Genomic DNA, 19,642 nt, shown 5'->3' with positions numbered 1-19,642 from the left:
ATCTCCCGTTTTTTATATCCATTTATTGAGTCGTATCCCCAAATATCTGTTTAGGCTGGTTCGATAACCCGCTTAGTCACCTTTTCAACTCTTACTGCGCAAACCTTATATTCAGGGATATAAGCCACGGGATCTAAGGCATTGATGGTGAGTTTGTTCGCTGCGGCTTCGACAAAATGGAACGGCAAGAACAGTACACCGGCTTGGGCGCGTTTAGTCACAAAGGCATCTATCTCAATCTCGCCGCGGCGGGTGATAAGGCTAATTTTGTCGCCATTATTTATCCCGAGTTGCTCGGCATCATAGACTGAAATCATCACTTTAGGTGCGCCGAGTAAATCCAGTCCCGGTGTTTTACGGGTGAGTGTACCTGTGTGGAATTGTTCTAAGAGCCGCCCCGTTGATAGCGTCAGTGGGTACTCGTTGCAGGGCATTTCGGCGGGAAGACGATAACTGACGGGCGTAAATAAGCCTAAACCGCGGGTGAATTGACTCTGGTGCATAATCGGTGTTCCCGGATGATTTTCATCCGGACAGGGCCATTGAATACCCTGAGGCACTTTACCCTCTGCACTTGTGGTTAATCTTTCCCAACGAATACCGCGATACTGGGGTGTTAATACATTGATTTCAGTCCAAATAGCCTCTTCATCTTTGTAATCCCAGTTTGCGCCCATGGCATTAGCCAGCGCTTGTACGATCTGCCAATCGGGTAAGGCTTCCCCCGGTGAGGCAAGCGCTTGCTCGAGTCGCTGCACCCGGCGCTCAGTATTGGTAAAGTGACCGCATTTTTCTACAAAAGCGGCGGCGGGCAAGACCACATGGGCAAGCTCGGCCGTCTCGGTTAAAAAGATATCCTGCACTACCAGAAACTCGATTTGACTCAGTGCATTAAGCACATGAGCTTGATCGGGATCGCTCAGCACTGGATTTTCACCCATCACATATAAGGCTTTGATTTTGCCCTCGGCAATGTCGTGCATCATGTGGGTTGCCGTGACGCCAATTTCCCCCGATAACGGCGTTTGCCAGTGGTTTTCGAAGCGCATTCTGGCATGAATATCCGTGACCTTTTGATAGCCTGTGAAGTAGTTGGGTAATGCACCCATATCACAAGCCCCTTGCACATTACTCTGGCCGCGTAGCGGATTGATACCCGCCCCTGATACTCCGATATTGCCGCAGAGTAGTTGCAGGTTAGAAATGGCGGTGACGTTATCGTGGCCTGTCGTATGCTGAGTGATGCCCATGGCGTAGTAAACTGCCGTTTTTTGTGCAGTGCCTATGGTACGCGCGATGCGGGCGATATCCTCAGCTTTAACACCTGTGATTAGGGCGGCGTTTTCGAGGGAGTAATCCTCCTTCGCTAATTCCGCATAGAGGCCCTCGATCCCTTCAGTACGCTCGGCTATATAGGCTTTATCTTGCCAATCGTGGCGAATAATTTCCGCCATAATGGCGTTTAATAGCATCACATCCGTGCCCGGTCTGTGGGCAACATAGAGTTCGGCCTTTTCTGCTATGCCTACGCGTTTAGGATCGGCCACGATTAATCGTGCGCCGTGCTGCATTACCGCCTGCTGGATTTTTGAGGCAATAATCGGATGGGCGCAGGTGGTGTCTGAACCGATGATAAAGATAACATCCGAGTCCTTAATACTTGGAATATCATTGGTCATCGCGCCACTACCAATACTCTGCTGTAAGCCCGTTACCGTCGATGAGTGGCATAGGCGGGCGCAGTGATCGATATTATTGGTACCAAGAACGCTGCGGACAAACTTTTGCAGCACAAAGTTATCTTCGTTAGTCGCTTTGGCAGAGGCGAGACTAGCGATCGCGTTGCTGCCATCTTGCTGTTTTATCTCGGTTAAGCGTTTCGCCACATAGGCGATGGCTTCGGGCCAACTACAAGGTTGTAGTTCGCCATTTTTACGTATTAATGGTGTCGTGAGGCGTTTGTCGCTGTGAATAAAATCGAAACCAAAACGCCCTTTAACACATAACATGCCTTGGTTAACAACCGAGTCTTTATTGCCTTCGATATGGCGAATGCGACTGGTGTTAGGGTCAATTTTAAGATCCAGACGACAGCCTACACCGCAGTAAGTACAAATCGTCGAGGCGGTTTTAAGTGCTGTTTTATCGCCTTGGCGTTTGTCCCGCGCATCGACCAGTGCGCCAGTGGGACACACCTGCACGCAGTTGCCACATTGTACACAGCGACTATCGGCCATGCTCGCGCTAAAGCCAACTCTCGGCGCGCGGCGCACGAGGCTTTGACTGATTTCCTGTGGCAGCGCCTGATAGGAATCTTCGGTAAATTGGATGGCGCAGTGGCCGCTCTGCTGCTGGCACACATCAACGCATTTGCCGCAGCTAATGCAACGGTTAGCATCGAATTGAATAAAGGGTGAACTCTTATCTACGCTGAAATGCCGTGCATTTTCAGTGGATAAGCTTTTGCTCTCAACACCGTAATCCGTAGCGTAATCCCTTAGTTTACAGTCGGTATTGGCCTGGCAGGCGCACTCAAGGCAACGCGCCGCCTCTTGCATAGCGGCATCTGTGGGAAAGCCCAATTCGACTTCACTGTAATTCAGCAGCCGTTGTAGTGCTGTTAATTCGGGCATTTTCAAGCGGGGCTGACGTGGCGTATGGGGATAAAGCGTTGGTGCGGCTTCTGATGTTGTTTTTGCTTGCTTAAGGGCGCTCGGAATGGTTTTTACCGAGTTAAAATCGTGGGCATGTAAATCACAGCTAAGGCCAATTTGAAGCATTTTATCAATGGCTTTTGCCGCTTTGCGGCCATCACCAATGGCGGCAACCGCGGTGGCTGGGCCGCGGCGGGCATCGCCCATCACAAACAGTTTTTCCACACCCGATGACATGGTTTGCTCACAACCAATGAGGGTGTTCCAGCGACTGAGTGCCAGCTCGCCATGGCTGAGTTGCCCCATGGGATCTTGCATAAAGCTCAGGTCTGGTGCCTGCGAGACGGCGGCGATAACAGTGTCGAAGGCTTCGGTAAAGGTTTCCCCTGTGTCCACGGGGGCGCGTCTGCCTGAAGCATCAGCTTCGCCGAGCGCCATTTTGCTGAAGGTAACCGACTGTACATGTCCATTGGCATCACTATGATTTTCAATGGGATTGGTTAAGAAGTGGAATTTTACTCCTTCAACTTCGGCCTCGTGTACTTCGTAGGCTTCGGCGGGCATTTCGGCGCGGGTACGGCGGTAGATTAAGGTAACATCGCAGCCTTCACGTACCGCTGTACGAGCACAATCGATGGCGGTATTGCCGCCGCCGATGACTGCGACTTTTTTACCCAACTTCAGTTGCTTATCGAGGCAATGAGCCTTAAGAAAATCTACTCCAAGATAACAGCCCGCCAGCTCCGAGCCTTTATAATTCATTGGCACCGCTTTTTGGGCGCCGATCGCAAGGCACACCGCATCGAAGTCGGTGACCAACTGGGCTAAGTGAACCTCATGGCCGAGTCGAGTCTGGGTATGAATGATTAAACCATTACGACACAGCAGCTCGATTTCTTTATCGAGAATCGCCTTGGGTAAACGGTATTCGGGAATACCGTAGCGCAGCCAACCGCCCGCCTTGGGCATGGCTTCAAATATCTCGACATTATGCCCTTGATTCGAAAGATAATAACCCGCACTTAAGCCCGCAGGGCCTGCGCCTATAATGGCAATTTTCTTACCCGTGTCTGCGAGGCGTGGCGGTTGATAGCTATTGCCGTGCTCGTCATCGGCTAAATCTAAATCGGCAGCGTGGCGCTTAAGTTGGCGGATGGCAATAGGGTCGTCGACGAGGCCGCGGCGGCATTCGGTTTCGCAAAACGCGGGGCAGACACGGCCAATCGACAGCGGCAGTGGCAGAGTGTCTTTAATGACTTTAATCGCTTGGGTGTGGTCACCTTGGGCAATGTGGTTGAGATAACTTTGTACATCGACCCCCGCAGGGCAGGCCTGTTGGCAGGGCGCTTCACAATCGGCAAAGTGATCACTCAAGATGGTGTTCAGTGCCGCTTGGCGCTGTTTGGTTAAAAACGCCGATTGGGTGATGACCTTCATGCCTGTTTGAGCTGGGGTTTCACAGGCTTTAACGCAGCGTAGACTGGCATCGCTATTTTCGATTTGCACCAGACAGAGGTTACAGTCCTGCTTTTCGGCATGGGCTTGCGTGTCCAATTGCCGTGAGGCGTCAGTGGGATCGCACAGGCTGGGAATAGCAATACCCGCCTTACGGGCTGCGTGTAATAGGTTATCGCTCGGCTCGGCCGAGACTATCTGATTATCGATTCGAAGTTCTATCATCCCATGGCCTTTTATATTTGTAGGGTGCTTGCTGCATGGCAGGCTTAAGGTGGATTTGAGTATAACTAGAGCGCTTTAGAAGACGCTTATGGTCGAGGGAAGTTTGATGCTAAATTGCTGCTGTCATCACAAACAGGCGTCAGACTGTGCGCTGATGAAAGTTTATTGGTGGAATACTGTGATTATCTCAGCATTTTATATGTGTTTTATCTGTATCTTGTTTAATCCTATGCAGTTTTTAGTGATTATCACTGTTTAGTAAACTTAATTTTTAATTGAATCGGGGCGTCAAGCTGGCAATTTCATGTAAGATCACAGTCTTAACTCGGCTTTGTCTGTTAATCTGCTGACCCTAACGGTGCTTTTTATGCTGATAAAATCGCAGTGAAACGCTATCACGCCCTAGGTTTACCAGCGTTGTTAGGTTAAAATGCGCGGTTGCAATTACCGTTAAGCGCCGCCTGCTTTGATGGGAAACCCATTAAAAACGGCAAAAATAAGCGAAGTTAAAAATCCATGTTTGAAGTTAATCCAGTAAAATTCAAAATTAAGGAGCTTGCCGAGCGTACGCAGCTTCTTAGGGGGTATCTTTGACTACGATGCTAAGCATGAGCGTCTAGAAGAAGTCAGCCGTGAACTTGAAAGTTCTGAGGTGTGGAACGAGCCTGAACGTGCTCAAGCCCTAGGTAAAGAGCGCGCCAGCCTCGAAGCCGTCGTAAAAACTATCGATGATATGGACTCAGGTCTAGAAGACGTTGAAGGTCTACTTGAGCTTGCCATCGAAGAAGAAGACGAAGACACCTTCAATGAAACCACCAAAGAGCTGGATTATTTAGAGAGCCGTTTGGCCGAACTCGAATTCCGCCGTATGTTCTCTGGTCCACAGGACGCCTCAAACTGTTACTTAGACATTCAGTCGGGCAGTGGTGGTACAGAAGCGCAAGATTGGGCCAACATGGTACTGCGTATGTATCTGCGTTGGGGTGAAGCCCACGGATTTAGTCCTGAGCTGATGGAAGTGACCGACGGTGACGTGGCTGGTATTAAAGGCGCGACCATTAAGTTTACCGGTGAATATGCCTTTGGTTGGTTACGTACCGAAACTGGCGTGCACCGCTTAGTGCGTAAATCACCATTTGACTCATCGGGTCGTCGCCACACGTCTTTCTGCTCGGTATTCGTTTACCCTGAGATTGATGACGATATCACCATCGATATCAACCCTGCTGACTTACGTATCGACGTATACCGCGCCTCGGGTGCTGGTGGTCAGCACGTTAACCGAACCGAATCTGCGGTACGTATTACCCACTTACCGACCAACACGGTAGTGCAGTGCCAGAACGACCGTTCACAGCACAAGAACAAAGATTCGGCGATGAAACAGTTAAAAGCCAAACTGTTCGAATTAGAAATGCATAAGCAAAATGCTGAAAAGCAAGCCGCCGAAGATGCCAAATCTGACATCGGTTGGGGCAGTCAAATTCGTTCTTATGTATTGGATGATTCCCGTATTAAAGACTTACGCACTAGCGTGGAGACGCGCAATACCCAAGCGGTACTCGATGGCGATCTGGACAAGTTTATCGAAGCCAGTTTGAAATCAGGGCTGTAATTAATTCAAAGGTATAGACGAGAAATAAGATGACTGAACAAGTACAAGATGAAAACAAACTGATTGCCGAGCGTCGTGCCAAGCTAGACAGTATTCGCCCGAACTGCAGCGCTAATGCTCACCCTAATACTTTCCGTCGCACCCACAAAGCGGCTGAGTTGCAGGAAAAATACGGTCAAAACACTAAGGAAGAACTCGAAGCCTTAGGTTTTAAAACCAGCATCGCTGGCCGTATCATGGCAAAACGTGGCCCATTCCTGGTGATCCAAGACGTGTCTGGTCGTATCCAAGCTTACGCTGAAAAGGGCGTTCAAGCGGATCTGAAAGACCGTTACCAAGGTTTGGATATCGGTGACATCATCGGCGTAACCGGTCAGTTGCACTTGTCTGGTAAAGGCGATCTGTACGTGAACATGGAAGAGTATCAACTGCTGACTAAAGCACTGCGTCCTCTGCCAGAAAAATTCCACGGCCTGACCGACCAAGAAACCCGTTACCGCCAACGTTATGTGGACTTAATCGTTAACGAAGAATCTCGTCAAGCCTTCGTTATGCGTTCTAAAGTGGTTGCAGCTATCCGTAACTTCATGATCAAAAAAGAGTTCATGGAAGTTGAAACCCCAATGATGCACGTGATCCCAGGCGGCGCTTCAGCCCGTCCATTTATCACTCACCACAATGCGTTGGACATGCCAATGTACCTGCGTATCGCGCCAGAGTTATACCTCAAGCGCTTAGTGGTCGGTGGTTTTGAGCGCGTGTTCGAAATCAACCGTAACTTCCGTAACGAAGGTCTGTCGCCACGCCATAACCCAGAATTCACTATGATGGAATTCTATATGGCCTATGCAGACTACAAAGATCTGATGGACTTAACCGAAGAACTGTTAAGCTCAATCGCGATTGAACTGTTAGGTAGCGCGCAAATGCCATATGGCGAGCACACTGTTGATTTCGGTGGCCCATATGCCCGTTTAAGCATGTTAGAAGCGATTCAGAAATACAATCCTGACAACGCGACTATCCAAGCCATGACCTACGAGCAAGTGAAAGATCTTGAATTCATGCGTGAACTGGCGATCAGCCTAGGCATCAAGATCGAGAAGTTCTGGACCTGTGGTCAGTTATTAGAAGAAATCTTCGGTGAAACTGCTGAATGGCAGCTAATGCAACCGACTTTCATCACAGGCTACCCAGCGGACATTTCGCCACTGGCACGTCGTAACGATGACAATCACTTCATCACCGACCGTTTTGAATTCTTCATCGGTGGCCGTGAAGTCGCTAACGGTTTCAGCGAGTTAAACGATGCTGAAGATCAAGATAGCCGCTTTAAAGCGCAGGTTGACGCCAAAGACGCGGGTGACGACGAAGCCATGTTCTACGATGCAGACTACATCACTGCACTGGAACACGGTTTACCACCAACAGCAGGTCAAGGTATCGGTATCGACCGTTTAGTGATGTTATTTACTAACACTCACACTATCCGTGACGTGATCCTATTCCCTGCAATGCGCCCACAAGCCTAAGTGCGGTATTGGGTTGCAGATAAAACCTGCGACCCAATGGCATTGGATGAATATAAAAAACCAGCCATTTGGCTGGTTTTTTTATGGATGTAATGTAAAAGTGAGCAATAACTATTTTGCTAGTTTACATTCTTGAACGTTTTTCATGCCTTCGGTATCTGAGACGGCTTTTAGTCCTGCACCACCCACAAATACACCCATCTTGATATATTGCTCGAAGAAGTAGTTTTTACCCCCTTCTGTTTTCACTGTTAAATCATTTTCGCTGAATTCAGATTCGGTCGATAACTTTTGCTCACCGGGATCAACTTCTTTGTAAAAATAAACTTTGTTTGCTGACTCACCAATTAGATTGCCGTTAATGTAGATATTTTTCTTTAGTGCTTGTCCAGCAAAGCTATTACGGTAAACATAGATACCGCTTTTATTGTCAGCCGGTTTTTGGAATGTTTTTAATTTGGCATCTTCTTCCTGTGATGCCATCGGCACTGAAGCACAACCAGTCAGAAATAGGCAAACAGCTAACATGGGGGTAAGTAGTTTTTTTAACATCATCAATCCCTAATTTAAAAATGATAACAAGCCTGTGGAGTCGGCTCTCTATATCCATTAATACTGATTAGCTCGGTATTAACTCCTGTTTTCAAGGAAAGGGGGTGTGCGGGGGATGAACAGAAAAAACATCATCCTGACACAAGCCTACGTGATTTCATATGGCAAATGATTAGTAAAAAGTGCTATTTAATCAGTAAGCTAAACCTACTATCCTTGATGTTGCGCAATATAGCTTAACTTGTATCGGCCCGCTATCTGTTTGTCATTTAAAGTGTGATTTTGTTGCGCTAGCTGTTGGTTTTTGTGATGAGCTTCGTTGGCAATATTTCATTTTTCACTATTGAGGTGTTTTAAACTCATTAATGTTATGGCTATAGAGCTTGAGGAAATTAAGAAAGGGAGCTCTATCTTCCATTCGGATCCTTTGCTAAGGCTTTTATCGAAATGGCGGCTCGTCTGCACATCAATGAATAGATGATTAATAATCTCGATAATCCAAATGTATTTGGTTTATCATTCTGAATATTAAATTTTTTTTAGCTTTTATGATTGCCGATTTACGATTGTTTGTTAATAGGCACTTTTACTCTGATGTGTTTGTTGGCTCAAAATTAAGATTTTTCTCATAAAGTGAGTGTAAAAAGTGCTGATATTGCTGATAAAAGTCGTGTTCAGTTCTATTCCTTTCGGCATATACCTCTTATACTTAGCCTCAACCCTGTGCCGTAGCACATTCGACTTATTAACGACTCAGTGAATTCTACATGAAGATCCCTTCTCTGCTTGGTAGTTTTATCTTGGTATGCAGCAGTTTAACTGTTGCCGCGACAGCGCATTCAGCCGATTCGGCCTCTGTCACTACAAAAAGCACCGCCACTAAAGCAACTTCTGCTAAAAAAGCCCCTGCTAAGCAGGAGGTGGCAGCTAATAGTGCATTAGTCGTTGATCTTAAAACTAATGAAATTCTCTATTCCAGTAATCCCGATGCCGTAAGGCCCATTGCCTCCGTGACTAAGCTAATGACCGCGATGGTGACCTTAGATGCTAAGTTACCTATGGATGAAAAGCTTACTATCAATATCAATGATACTAAGGAAATGCGCGGCGTATATTCGCGGGTGCGTATTGGCAGTGAAATTAGCCGTAAAGAAATGTTATTGCTGACATTAATGTCATCTGAAAACCGTGCCGCCGCAAGTCTTGCCCACCATTATCCCGGTGGCCATAAAGCTTTTATTAAAGCGATGAATGCTAAGGCGAAAGCCCTAGGGATGAAAAACACTCGCTATGTAGAGCCGACTGGATTGTCAGAGAAGAACGTCTCGAGCGCGCGGGATTTGGTGGTGTTACTAAAGGCTAGCGAAGGCTATCCCATGTTAGGTCAGTTAAGCTCGACCGAAAAGAAAACCGTAACCTTTGGCAAACCAAAGTACAGCCTCGATTTTAGAAATACCAATCGCTTGGTTTATAAAGATAACTGGAATATCCATCTCACTAAAACGGGCTTTACCAATGAAGCAGGGCACTGCTTAGTGATGCGTACCGAAATGGCCAAACGCCAAGTGGCCTTTGTTGTGCTCGATGCCTATGGTAAGTATACCCATATGGCCGATGCTAACCGTTTACGTACTTGGTTAGAAACAGGCAAAGTCACTCCGATCCCCGCGGATGCTAAGCAATATAAGAAGCAGCGCAATCAGCAGCAATTTGCTAAGGTCAGCGAGACCTAAGGCAGGCGTTTCCTGCTTATCCATGTCCCGTCACAGGGTATGTTGACCGTTTTTAGGCCAGAATCGTTCTGGCCTTTTTATTGTCATTTTTCTAGCACTTGTGTTGTAGATGATTGATAGGCTTAACTAAAAGTCAATTAATCACCCCGTAGAGGGTGCGTTGCGTGGCGATACACCGTATTATTGGCAGGTTTTTTCTCTCAAGGATGATATGCGTGTGGCGTTAGTCTTAAAAAAACTCCAGTTGATCTATGTGCCCTTTATACTGCTCTGCCTGATATTTGTCTCAGGCTACAGCTTGCTCCATTGGTTGTTGATTATCGAGTTCCAACTGCTGAGCATTGACGAATCGATTATCAATTTCTGGCTGCCGCTGATATTGCCTTGGCCCTTGCTGTTTTTCTACTTAAGACCTCGGCTTAAGTTATTCCGCTTTACCAAGAGTAATAGCCGTTTTATCTATTTTGTGATTGCCGTGCTGTTGCTAGCCGTGCCCACTATCGTGGCGCAGGAATACCTTAATAGCGCAACGGGCAAGTTGACTCAACTCGAGTCCATCAATGCACTATTACACCAGCCGCAAACCAAGTATTACCAATTAAATCAGTTTTATATCGATAAAAAACATATAGGAGTGCAGCGCAATATTGAGCCGATTGGCAAGGGTAATAGTGAGCTGCGTATGAGCCTGTATATTGCGATGCCGATATTTGCTAAACGTAACGAGAGTTGGTTGGTTGGTGCTAAAGCCTTGGCATGGTATGGCAAAGTTTATGAGAAAACGATCAGTAATAGACTCGAACCGCAGCAGAAAGAAGCGCTATTTCAAGAGTTTATTCATCAGAGCCAGCAGGATTTTAATGCCTTTAAGCCTGAAGACTTTGTCTATCTTGACCGTATCGGCCCGTCGACCCGCTACACTCAGCTACTGACCGCTGCTCAAAAAAGCTCAGTGTATTTCGATGGTTATCAAACCGTCTTGATGCCAGTGAATAAGCCCTTCGAGGCGCGTAATGGCCATAAATTAGCGTGGATTATCGCCTGGTTAAGCTTTGCGGCCATTGTGTGGTTACTGATGAGCTTGATGCTAAAGCTGGATGAGACACAGGCGTCTAAGGCTTTGGTGGCGCAGCTAAGTATAGAAAAACCTAAGGCAGAGCTTTATAGCTTTTTGGCTGAATTTAAACCTCGGCAGGGTTTTGTTATCACACCAATCTTACTTTATATCAACGCCTTGATATTTATGTTGATGGCTTTTGCCTGCCAGCACTTTATCGCCTTTCCAAACAGTCTGTTGCTCGATTGGGGCGCAAACCTTCGCCAGTTGGTTTTGGATCAACAAGTTTGGCGGTTGATCTGCAATGTGTTTTTACATGGCGGCTTGATGCATTTGGTTTTTAACTTATACGGACTGTTTTTTGCGGGGATGTTTTTGGAGCCGCTGCTGGGTAAATGGCGTTTACTCGGGGTCTATTTATGTTGTGGTTTAGTGGCGAGCATTGCCAGTATTAGCTGGTATGAGGCGACGTTCAGTATCGGTGCCTCGGGCGCCATTATGGGATTATTTGGGGTGTTGATCATGTGGATTTGGTTGGGCTTATTGCCCTTGGCGGACAATATGCCACTTGCTCTGAATCTGACCCTATTTGTTACTGCAAGTCTTGTGATGGGGCTCTTTGGCGGCGTGGATAATGCCGCGCATCTTGGCGGTTTGGGCTGTGGATTATTGCTTGGGAGCCTGCTACGGCCAAATAAGATGCAACCGCAGGCCAATAAAAAGCCGAGGTAAATCCTCGGCTAATGGGTTTTACTATTAAATGTAAGCGGTATTTAGGCGTGCTCAAACATCAGGAAAAGGTACACAATAAACAGCACTATATGGGTCGCACCATGGAGAGCATTGGTTCTACCGCTGCTAAAACTGACTTTGCAGACCATTAAACTGGTGGCTAAAAGCACCATATCCGCCGCAGAAAGGCCTAAGTGTACCTCTTGATTTATCACACTTCCGACAATCAATACTGCGGGCACGGTGAGAGCTATGGTGGCGAGCACTGAACCAAAATAGAGGTTCATCGCCCGTTGCAGTTGATTATTGAGTGCAGCCTTAAAGCCACCTACCGCCTCTGGAGATAAGATCAAACAGGCGACAATAAAGCCGCCCAGTGCTGGCGGCGCCCCGAGAGAGGCCACGCTGTAATTAATGGGCATAGCAAGGGTTTTGGCGAGCAGAATCACCACCAGCAAATAACCAATCAACAGCATAGTGTGGTAGATATTACTGCGCAGTATGCCGTGATGCTCTTCGTGGTCCTCGTGGTCGGCATCGACAAAGAAGTGGCTATGGCTCTTAGTTTGGATCACCAAAAAGATGCCATAGAGCAAAATCGAGATGATGATGAGCATCCAAGACATGGGCTTGGACATGCTGCCAATGGTGCCGCCCTCGGTAAAGTTAGGTAGCACTAAACAGAGCAGGGCGAGGGGAATAATCGCCACTAAATAGGATTTCACCCCATCTAAATTAAAGTGCTGAGTGTGATAGCGCCAGCCACCAAGTAGCAGAGTGAAACCAACTAAGCCATTGGTAATAATCATGACTACGGCAAACATGGTATCCCTTGCCATCACTGGATTTGGCTCGCCCGTTAACATCACCGAAGAAATCATCACCACTTCGAGCGAAATTACCGACAGGGTTAAAATCAAGGTACCGTAAGGGTCGCCGAGCTTGATGGCAAGCGCATCCGAGTGACGCACCACGGAGAAAATCGCCCAAGTTACCACTCCGAGTAGGGCAAGTGAAACGGGAATATAGGTTGAGAGAGCCGTGCCATCGGCGAGCAAACTATCACCGCCAGTCTTGAAGAATACTAATGTGAGTATTCCGAGTAGCAGGGCAAATTCGTCTTTGATAAATGTCTTCATAGGCAGTTGATCCAAAGCGGAAAAAGGCCGTTAGTATAGACATTGGTTATGGCACACTTTGCATGAATATTCTTTTAGATTTGGGGTTAGGCATAAAATTTTGAGCGAGATCGCTTTTTTATTCAAAACCCCAGTTATCGATTAATACCTTTTGCTTAGCCGATTTTGCGAGTCACAAACTAGGCAAACTGCAGGCAAGCTAACGCAATTTATTAGCCATGGTGCTCGGTATTAATCAACTTGCCGAGCTGATCGTAATGATGCCAATCTCCCGCTTGGCGATCGGCGATATAGCTGCCTTCACTGCGTTTTTCGCCATTGGGCCAAAACTGTTGCCATAAACCTTCCCTGCGATCCTTAAGATAAGTGCCTTGTTCGGCGAGTTTACCGTTGGCGTGATAATAGCTGGCATTGCCTTCCTTCTGGCCTTTTAACCAAGTTTCGCTGAGTTTGGGCTTGCCATTTTGGTGGTATTCCCTGCGCTCGCCGTCTAGCTCGCCTTTTGTGTATTGGGCTTCGAGTTTGAGCTGGCCATTGCTGTAATATTCTTTGCTAGTGCCATGTTGTTGGTTATCTAAAAACTCGCTGCTGGCGGCTAAAATGCCATCCTCATACCAGCTTTCCCACAGTCCTGTTTGCTGACCTTTATCCATAGTGCCGCTCAGTTTGAGCTGGCCATTGTTAGGATAATACTCGGCATAGGTGCCCGTTTTATCATTGTTATCATAGGTTTCTAAACGATAAACCACTTGCTTAAAGCTGTAGTACTCGCTTGTGCCGTTACGTTTATTGTCCTTCCAATGGGTTTTCTGGCTGATATTGCCCTCGGGGATTGCGCCATAGGTTGGATCTTTGGCTTCATAGCGGTAATCAATCCAGAGACCCGTTTTTTGATTATCCTCGTATTGGCCGGTGACGCGGCGTCGACCTTGGTAATATTCGGCGTAATTGCCATTGAGTTTACCGTTAACAAAGGTCTGCTCTTTTTGTTTTTGCCCCTGCTGATATTGGATCCACAGCCCCTCTTTAACGCCGTTTTGGTAATCACCTTCCTCATTGAGATCGCCATTGTAATACCAGCGACTAAAGTGGCCATCGAGGGGATAGCTATTGCTGTTATTGGGTTTTATGCGGGCGTAGTGGGCGAGTTCTCTGGGTTTGCCATTGTCGTAAAAGGATTCGTATTTACCAACCCAAGCGCCTTCGATACGCTCGCCTCGCTCATTGAGTGTGCCATCTTCATAGTAGGATTCGGAGCGGCCGGTGAGTTTACCATCCAAATAAACATCTAAGCTGCGGAGCTGCCCATTGGTGTGGTAACGGCGAAATTCTCCGTCCCGTTGACCTAGCTTCCATACCTCTGCGGTTTGCAGTTTACCGCCGTTATAGCGCTCAAATAATCCATCCTTTAAGCCCATGTTGTAGCTGCTTTTTTCGATAAGATTACCGTCCGTATCATAGCGCTCAGAAGGTCCATGCAACGGATATTGGCCATTATCGGCTAATTGCGAGTCCTGATAGGTACGCAGTTCTTTAAGTTGGCCATTGGCGTGGAAATACTTTTGCGTGCCTGCGAGCATATCCTGCTTATAGTTCAAGTCGCTGGTCAGTACGCCCTCAAGGTTAAAATACTGCTGACGCCCCTCTAACACATCGTTGAGGTATTGCTCCTCCACTTGGAGTTTACCCAATTCATTGAATTGTTGACATTTACCATGGCGAAGCCCCGCTTGATAGTGGCACAGGCTTGCCAGTTCGCCACTGGGATAAAAGGTGCGCTCTTCCCCCTCGAGTTTGTCGAGATTAAATTGGCTGGCACTGGCTTTGGTACCGTCGTCGAAAAAGGTTTCCCATAACCCTTGGCGGCGACCGTCGGCATCAAAACGCCCATTAACCACAATCTGGCCTTCGGAGTTTTGTTCAAGATAGGGGCCAGTGAGTTGGTTGTTGGCGTAGGTTTGGCTCTGGGATAGGGTGCCGTTTTCATAAAAGCTTTCCCATTTGCCATGGCGTAGGTTATCAAGATAGCTTTCTTGCGCCTGCAATTTACCGCTGGGGAAGAAGCGCTTAACTTGGGACTTTTGACCATTTTTATAGAGGGTGCTTTGGGTAACGTTGCCTGCGGCACTAAATTCCTTCCATTCGCCAACGGGGACACCTTTGGCAAATTGTTGCTCCTCGGTTAGGGTGCCATCTAAATCGAACAGTCGCCAGGTGCCATCTTGGTAACCCAGTTGATAGTTACCTTCGACGATTCTACTGTTATTACTATGAAATACCTGCCATTTCCCATTCGGTATTCCCTGCGAAAATTGCCCTAAGGTATAACCTTGGTTATCGCGGACAATGGCGATATCACCATTTAAGGGCATGCCTGTGGCGAGATTGTAATAGCTGGGTATGCCGTCCTGCTGACGGATTTCGACCATCATGGAGGAGAGGTTTTGCGCCGCCTGTGCATAGGCACAAACTAGACTGGTTCCGGCAATGCCGAGGCTAATAAAGCGAAATGGCGTGTTGTACATGCTGATCCTTTGCTCTGGGTCTTAGGGCCGCTTAATAGCAGCCAGTATAAGAATCCTAACGTTTACATAATGTTGATGCTGTGCACTTTGGTCGAGTGTACAGCACGTCAGTGTACGCGAATGGCGTTAAGCTAAACAGCTTACCGCCACAGGCTATTAATAAAAGGGAAAGACGTTATCTTCAACCGATAAGGCTGGCGGCGGTGTTTCCTGATTTAAAAACTGGCCATGATTGTAATGATTCATCACCCGTATCCAGCCATGTTCATCGAATTCGTATTGCTTACCGTGTAACTTACCTTGGTCGTCATAGTTGGCAATTTCGAGCACATAGTCTTCGGTTGAGCGCAGTTCCCAATGGCCGACTTGTTTACCCTGCTCAAAACGGCCATGCCAAGAGCGTCTTTCAGGATTCGGCCTTGGGCGATATTGGAATTCGTTATCGGTGAATATCCAATCACCTTGGCGCAGGTCATTACGGTATTCGCCTTTTTCATACACTTGGCCGTTACTGGCGTAACGCTGGACTAATCCATCGGGTTTGCCATGTTTAAAGTGCATGGACTCAAGCAATTGGCCAGAGTTGGTCTTGTTGAGGTATTCACCGTGGAGCTCACCATTATCATCGTGGCTATAGGTGAGGGTGGCGTCGTCCTGAAATTTCTTCCAAGTGCCTGCTTGTTTATCCTTGGCATATTGACCTTGCTCTACTAGCTGACTTTTGCCTGTGGCTGGCTCAATTTTCACCGTCTCATAGGCGCCTTCACGCTTACCCGCCTGATAATATTCGCGGGAGAGGGTGATGACATCGTTGTAGTCGAAGGATTTGATCTGTAAGCCATTCAATTGCTTATTGAGTCGTTCCTGGCGCTCGATTAACAAACCTTTTTTAAAGGTTTCGGAAAGCGACCAGTTTTTGAGTTTGTCCTCTTCTTGAGTCTCAATCAATTGGCCGTCGCGATAGCGCTGCTGTTTGCGATAAACCCAGCGATTACCTTGGTATTTGCTGTCGGCGGTACGTTTAATCACACCCTTGTCATCGTATTCGATGGACTGGATGACATCGCCCTTATCGTTGGTCACTTCCTTTAATTTAAGTTGACCATTTTCAAAGTAAGTGAGCTGCTCACCAACCTTATAATTCTGTTGATATTGAAAGTGTTGCTTTACCTTACCATTGTCAAAATAGGCAAAATAGTCGCCGTGTTTTTTATCCTTAAACCACTCTTGGGTGGAGATGACTTGTCCATTCAGCCCCCAAGTGGTCTCAGTGCCTTGCAGTAGCCCATCAACCTTATGTTCCTCTCGGTTGAGTTTGCCTAGATTAAAATATTGGCTCACACAGGTAGGGTCATGGCAGATTTTGGCGGTGACTTCACCTTCTGGGCCAAAATGTTCGCTGATGCCGACTTCTTGGCCATCTTTAAAGGTGGTTTTGTAGCGGATATTGCCGCCATTCCAATAACCCGTTTCTAGGCCTTGTTTCACACCATTTTCATAGTGTGACTCAGTATATAATTGGCCAGTGGCAATGTACTTTTTGATGACGCCATCGAGCTGACCTTGCGCGTTACGAAAGCCCTGTTCGTAGGGAGTTCCATCGTCAAAGTGACATTGATAAGGTCCGCGAAATTGCTCGCTAGTGAGTGCCTTACCAATATTTTTATCGGCGATGGCCGTTGAGCAGAAAAGCCTATTTTTTTCTTTGTAGTAAACCTCGACCTTATAGTAGCCATCAGTCAGATCAACGGGTTGCTCAAAATAGTACAGAGCCTGTTTTTCATCCTTGATGACATTCCAGTGGGCATCGAGTAACACTTTTTCCGCATTGGCATGGGTACTGATAAGTACGAGTGCTCCTAGGAGCAGTTTTACAGTAAATGGACGCATAACCGCTCCTTAAGGCAAAGGTTTAAAGGTGAATTCATAGGGAATATCGACGGCATCTTGGGAGATAGTCATATAACTCACCTTAGCCGCGGCGCCTATAACACTTAAATAGCGACCGTCGACCAGCACTTCGTTAATTCGCTGCTCAGTATTTTCGGGGAGTCGAATGGTTAATGGCTTACCTTGGGCATCTTCGACCTTAAAGTAATTGTTAAGATCGCTACTCGGCTCATTGCCATATCCGGTTTGCGTAAGCCAAGACTGTAAATCGATTAACCAAGGGCGGTTAGTGGCGGGTAGTTCTAAAGGCTGCCAATGGATATCACCTTGGCAGCGGATCTTGCCCTTGATCTGTTTATCGTAGAAAAACTGCCGTACACGATCCGGAGTCATCAAAATATAGGCGGCACCGTTTGGGCCATTGGGAGCAAACTGCCAAGTGACTGGGTTTTTACCCTCATTAAATCCTTGTTCTATTTCAGGTTTACAGGCGGTTGCCAAAGCAGCGGACATGGGAATATACAGATTATGCCCATTATCAGTCACAGGTTTTATGCCTTGGATCGTATTGACCTCATTTTTCGCGCTATCGAGAGCCGGATTACTGAAGCTGCCTAGGCTAGCATTACCAAATTCGGTGGGAGGATTCGCCAGATTTTTGTTGTACTCGGTAAATTGTACAAAGCGAATCGTCTTGGTTTGAGCCAACTCCGGTTGGGGTTGTTGCTCGATTAACACCACGGTTTTGGGGATCTCATCGAGTTTGAGTAATAGCGAATTGCTGGTGAGGTGATGGCTGTCATCGACCCCAATCAATTGTTCTAGCAGCTCCTTTTCCGTCGCCGTTAGCCAAGAGGGATAATTACCTTCACGACGGCCCTCAGCTATCATGCCTTTAAACTGTTGAAAAGGCATATTAATACTTTGAACCTCACTCTGCCTTGAGATGACTTTAAACAGCTTTTCCTCGGCATCGAGCACTTGGATTGTTAGGCTGGCATCGCCAAAGGTGTAGGGTTTTGCTACCAGTTCATCCCACGACTTTTCGACGATATTATTCGTTTGTGGGATAAGTGTCAGCTTGGCATTAATATGGTCTATCTGCTTGAGTTTATTCGCGGTGTTATCCCAACCTGTAGCAATAATATCGGTTGAAGACTCAATCGAGGGATTGTAATTCCTCGCCCAACCTTTGCCATGTTGCCAGAAGTGAATGTCAATCGCTTTGCCGTTAGCATCATAGGCGGTTAAGTCTTCATAACGTACATCGGCGGCCACATATTGTGGACTCAAATTGTGCACAAAGTGCAATTGCAAATCTTCAGGGGTATCAGTGCCCCAAGGGCCAACATTATCTAAAATACCTTGTTGCTCAGGTAATAAGGATTTAATAAATGCCTCGTCATTAGGGCGATATTGCTGCGGTACCTCGCTAATGCGGTACAACTCCTTTTGCCTATCATCACTATCGCGCTCAGCATCAAATCTATCATCGGCATGCCAAAGCGTGCTCATGATATAGGGTCTATCCTTAGGCGCCATCACGGTACGGTGGGTGAAGGTACTCCCTTGACGCTCTTCCCGTTGAAAAAACGCCATGCTCTCTAACCAACCGGTTTTGCGGTTCACTTCGAACTTGCCAAAGGCCTTATACTTGCCTTGTTCACCTTGTAATACGGCGACTAACTTATCTTCGCTGACCTGCTCAACCGTCCAAGTTAAGCGCGCATCCATGGGCGCGCTAGTGCTAAATCCCACGCGAGGCTCAAGCGCCACAGGCAAGGTTGGGGCTTGTTTAAACAAGTTATTAAGATTCTGCCAGCGCTCAAATAACTCCTTGATATCCTTTTGATCAATCTTGGCAATGGGGGTTAATTGGCGGACTTCACCATTGTTAAATTCCACCTTAAAGCCATCTTTAACCAATTGAACGATTTCATTGGATGAGGCTCTAGGGTCGATATTACTCACCGGAATTGGCATACCATAATCGCTAATTTGTAGCAGATTAGGTTGGATAAAAAAGCGGGCGTTATGGGTTAATGGCGTGGTTACCCTGGCCGCTTTACCCTCTGCATCCTGTAATTGGTAATCCAGCAGCATTCTTGCCTGTAACACTTTACGGGTTTCGAAACCATCGTTAAGGCTTATGGTGGAAATAATCTGATACTCGCGCTCAGAGGGGATGCCCGCCGACGAGGAAGAAACGCTATTATCGCAAGCCGTTAACCCAAGCGTGAGCGTGACAGTGGTACAAAGTACCCTGCATATCCCTATAGCCATTTGAACTCCATTGGTAACTTATGTTATTGAAATGTAATGAAATTAATATGTTGTTTGGCGACATTATACACAAAAATGCCCCTAGGGAATAAAAAGCTCACGCCAATTTGGGCGCATGATCAACCATAAATTGGCTATTGATGAGTGGAGAATTATTAAAGGTGCGGCATAAAGCTAATTGCCCTGACAAGCTCTCATCCTTTACTCTTGGTAAGGCCGCTAGATAACTCACAAGCTAGGGAATATAAAC

Annotated in this window: 10 protein-coding genes; 4 read left to right on the top strand and 6 right to left on the bottom strand. The window is 47.0% G+C overall.

Going from position 1 to position 19,642, the window contains the following annotated elements:
• Window positions 1–50: 50 nt before the first annotated feature.
• Window positions 51–4,334: a formate dehydrogenase subunit alpha gene (gene fdhF / locus KXJ80_RS19170; protein WP_218737303.1), complete on the bottom strand. Its 4,284-nt coding sequence runs from the start codon at window positions 4,332–4,334 to the stop codon at window positions 51–53.
• A gap of 516 nt (window positions 4,335–4,850) precedes the next feature.
• Between fdhF and prfB the strand changes: the two genes are divergently transcribed.
• Together prfB and lysS are read left to right on the top strand one after the other, a co-directional pair.
• Window positions 4,851–5,949, top strand: a protein-coding gene (gene prfB / locus KXJ80_RS19165; protein ID WP_164925631.1) for a peptide chain release factor 2 whose coding sequence is annotated in 2 segments (ribosomal slippage) — window positions 4,851–4,925 and window positions 4,927–5,949 — 1,098 coding nt in all. Because the reading frame shifts where the segments join, the coding sequence is not laid out codon by codon here.
• A 29-nt stretch (window positions 5,950–5,978) separates the two neighbouring features.
• A complete protein-coding gene (gene lysS, locus KXJ80_RS19160; RefSeq protein ID WP_218737302.1) occupies window positions 5,979–7,481 on the top strand; it encodes a lysine--tRNA ligase in 1,503 nt (500 codons plus the stop codon).
• Window positions 7,482–7,592: 111 nt separating this feature from the next.
• On the opposite strand, the gene KXJ80_RS19155 is transcribed toward lysS, so the two are convergent.
• Entirely contained in the window at window positions 7,593–8,033 is a 441-nt protein-coding gene (locus KXJ80_RS19155) for a DUF2846 domain-containing protein (protein ID WP_047538285.1), read from the bottom strand.
• Window positions 8,034–8,800: 767 nt separating this feature from the next.
• On the opposite strand from KXJ80_RS19155, the gene pbpG reads away from it, so the two are divergent.
• Window positions 8,801–9,766, top strand: coding sequence for a D-alanyl-D-alanine endopeptidase (gene pbpG / locus KXJ80_RS19150; protein ID WP_037414829.1), 966 nt, complete (start codon window positions 8,801–8,803; stop codon window positions 9,764–9,766).
• 211 nt (window positions 9,767–9,977) lie between these two features.
• Window positions 9,978–11,555, top strand: a complete 1,578-nt coding sequence (locus tag KXJ80_RS19145) for a rhomboid family intramembrane serine protease (protein WP_218737300.1) — start codon at window positions 9,978–9,980, stop codon at window positions 11,553–11,555.
• Window positions 11,556–11,596: 41 nt separating this feature from the next.
• Here the strand turns inward: KXJ80_RS19145 and KXJ80_RS19140 are convergent, their stop codons facing one another.
• The 4 genes from KXJ80_RS19140 to KXJ80_RS19125 all read right to left on the bottom strand — a co-directional run bounded on the left by KXJ80_RS19140 (window position 11,597) and on the right by KXJ80_RS19125 (window position 19,392).
• Complete coding sequence (locus KXJ80_RS19140) at window positions 11,597–12,694, bottom strand: calcium:cation antiporter (protein WP_037428733.1); 1,098 nt, start codon at window positions 12,692–12,694, stop codon at window positions 11,597–11,599.
• Between the two features lie 212 nt (window positions 12,695–12,906).
• Window positions 12,907–15,219 (bottom strand): toxin-antitoxin system YwqK family antitoxin, encoded by a 2,313-nt coding sequence (locus tag KXJ80_RS19135; RefSeq protein WP_218737299.1) that lies wholly within the window; start codon window positions 15,217–15,219, stop codon window positions 12,907–12,909.
• A 156-nt stretch (window positions 15,220–15,375) separates the two neighbouring features.
• The gene (locus tag KXJ80_RS19130; protein ID WP_218737298.1) at window positions 15,376–17,109 is read right to left on the bottom strand and encodes a toxin-antitoxin system YwqK family antitoxin; all 1,734 of its coding nucleotides are present in this window, start codon (window positions 17,107–17,109) and stop codon (window positions 15,376–15,378) included.
• 9 nt (window positions 17,110–17,118) lie between these two features.
• Window positions 17,119–19,392, bottom strand: coding sequence for a hypothetical protein (locus KXJ80_RS19125; RefSeq protein WP_218737297.1), 2,274 nt, complete (start codon window positions 19,390–19,392; stop codon window positions 17,119–17,121).
• Window positions 19,393–19,642 lie beyond the last annotated feature (250 nt).

It is taken from the genome of Shewanella xiamenensis (assembly GCF_024971755.1).
Taxonomy (GTDB): domain Bacteria; phylum Pseudomonadota; class Gammaproteobacteria; order Enterobacterales; family Shewanellaceae; genus Shewanella; species Shewanella xiamenensis.
The sequence above is the reverse complement of the archived record's forward strand: the minus strand, read 5'-3'. Positions and strand labels throughout refer to the sequence as shown.

Coding starts and splice junctions, on each gene's coding strand:
- fdhF (WP_218737303.1), bottom strand. CDS start 4,334: ATGATAGAACTTCGAATCGATAATCAGATAGTCTCGGCCGAGCCGAGC.
- lysS (WP_218737302.1), top strand. CDS start 5,979: ATGACTGAACAAGTACAAGATGAAAACAAACTGATTGCCGAGCGTCGT.
- KXJ80_RS19155 (WP_047538285.1), bottom strand. CDS start 8,033: ATGTTAAAAAAACTACTTACCCCCATGTTAGCTGTTTGCCTATTTCTG.
- pbpG (WP_037414829.1), top strand. CDS start 8,801: ATGAAGATCCCTTCTCTGCTTGGTAGTTTTATCTTGGTATGCAGCAGT.
- KXJ80_RS19145 (WP_218737300.1), top strand. CDS start 9,978: ATGCGTGTGGCGTTAGTCTTAAAAAAACTCCAGTTGATCTATGTGCCC.
- KXJ80_RS19140 (WP_037428733.1), bottom strand. CDS start 12,694: ATGAAGACATTTATCAAAGACGAATTTGCCCTGCTACTCGGAATACTC.
- KXJ80_RS19135 (WP_218737299.1), bottom strand. CDS start 15,219: ATGTACAACACGCCATTTCGCTTTATTAGCCTCGGCATTGCCGGAACC.
- KXJ80_RS19130 (WP_218737298.1), bottom strand. CDS start 17,109: ATGCGTCCATTTACTGTAAAACTGCTCCTAGGAGCACTCGTACTTATC.
- KXJ80_RS19125 (WP_218737297.1), bottom strand. CDS start 19,392: ATGGCTATAGGGATATGCAGGGTACTTTGTACCACTGTCACGCTCACG.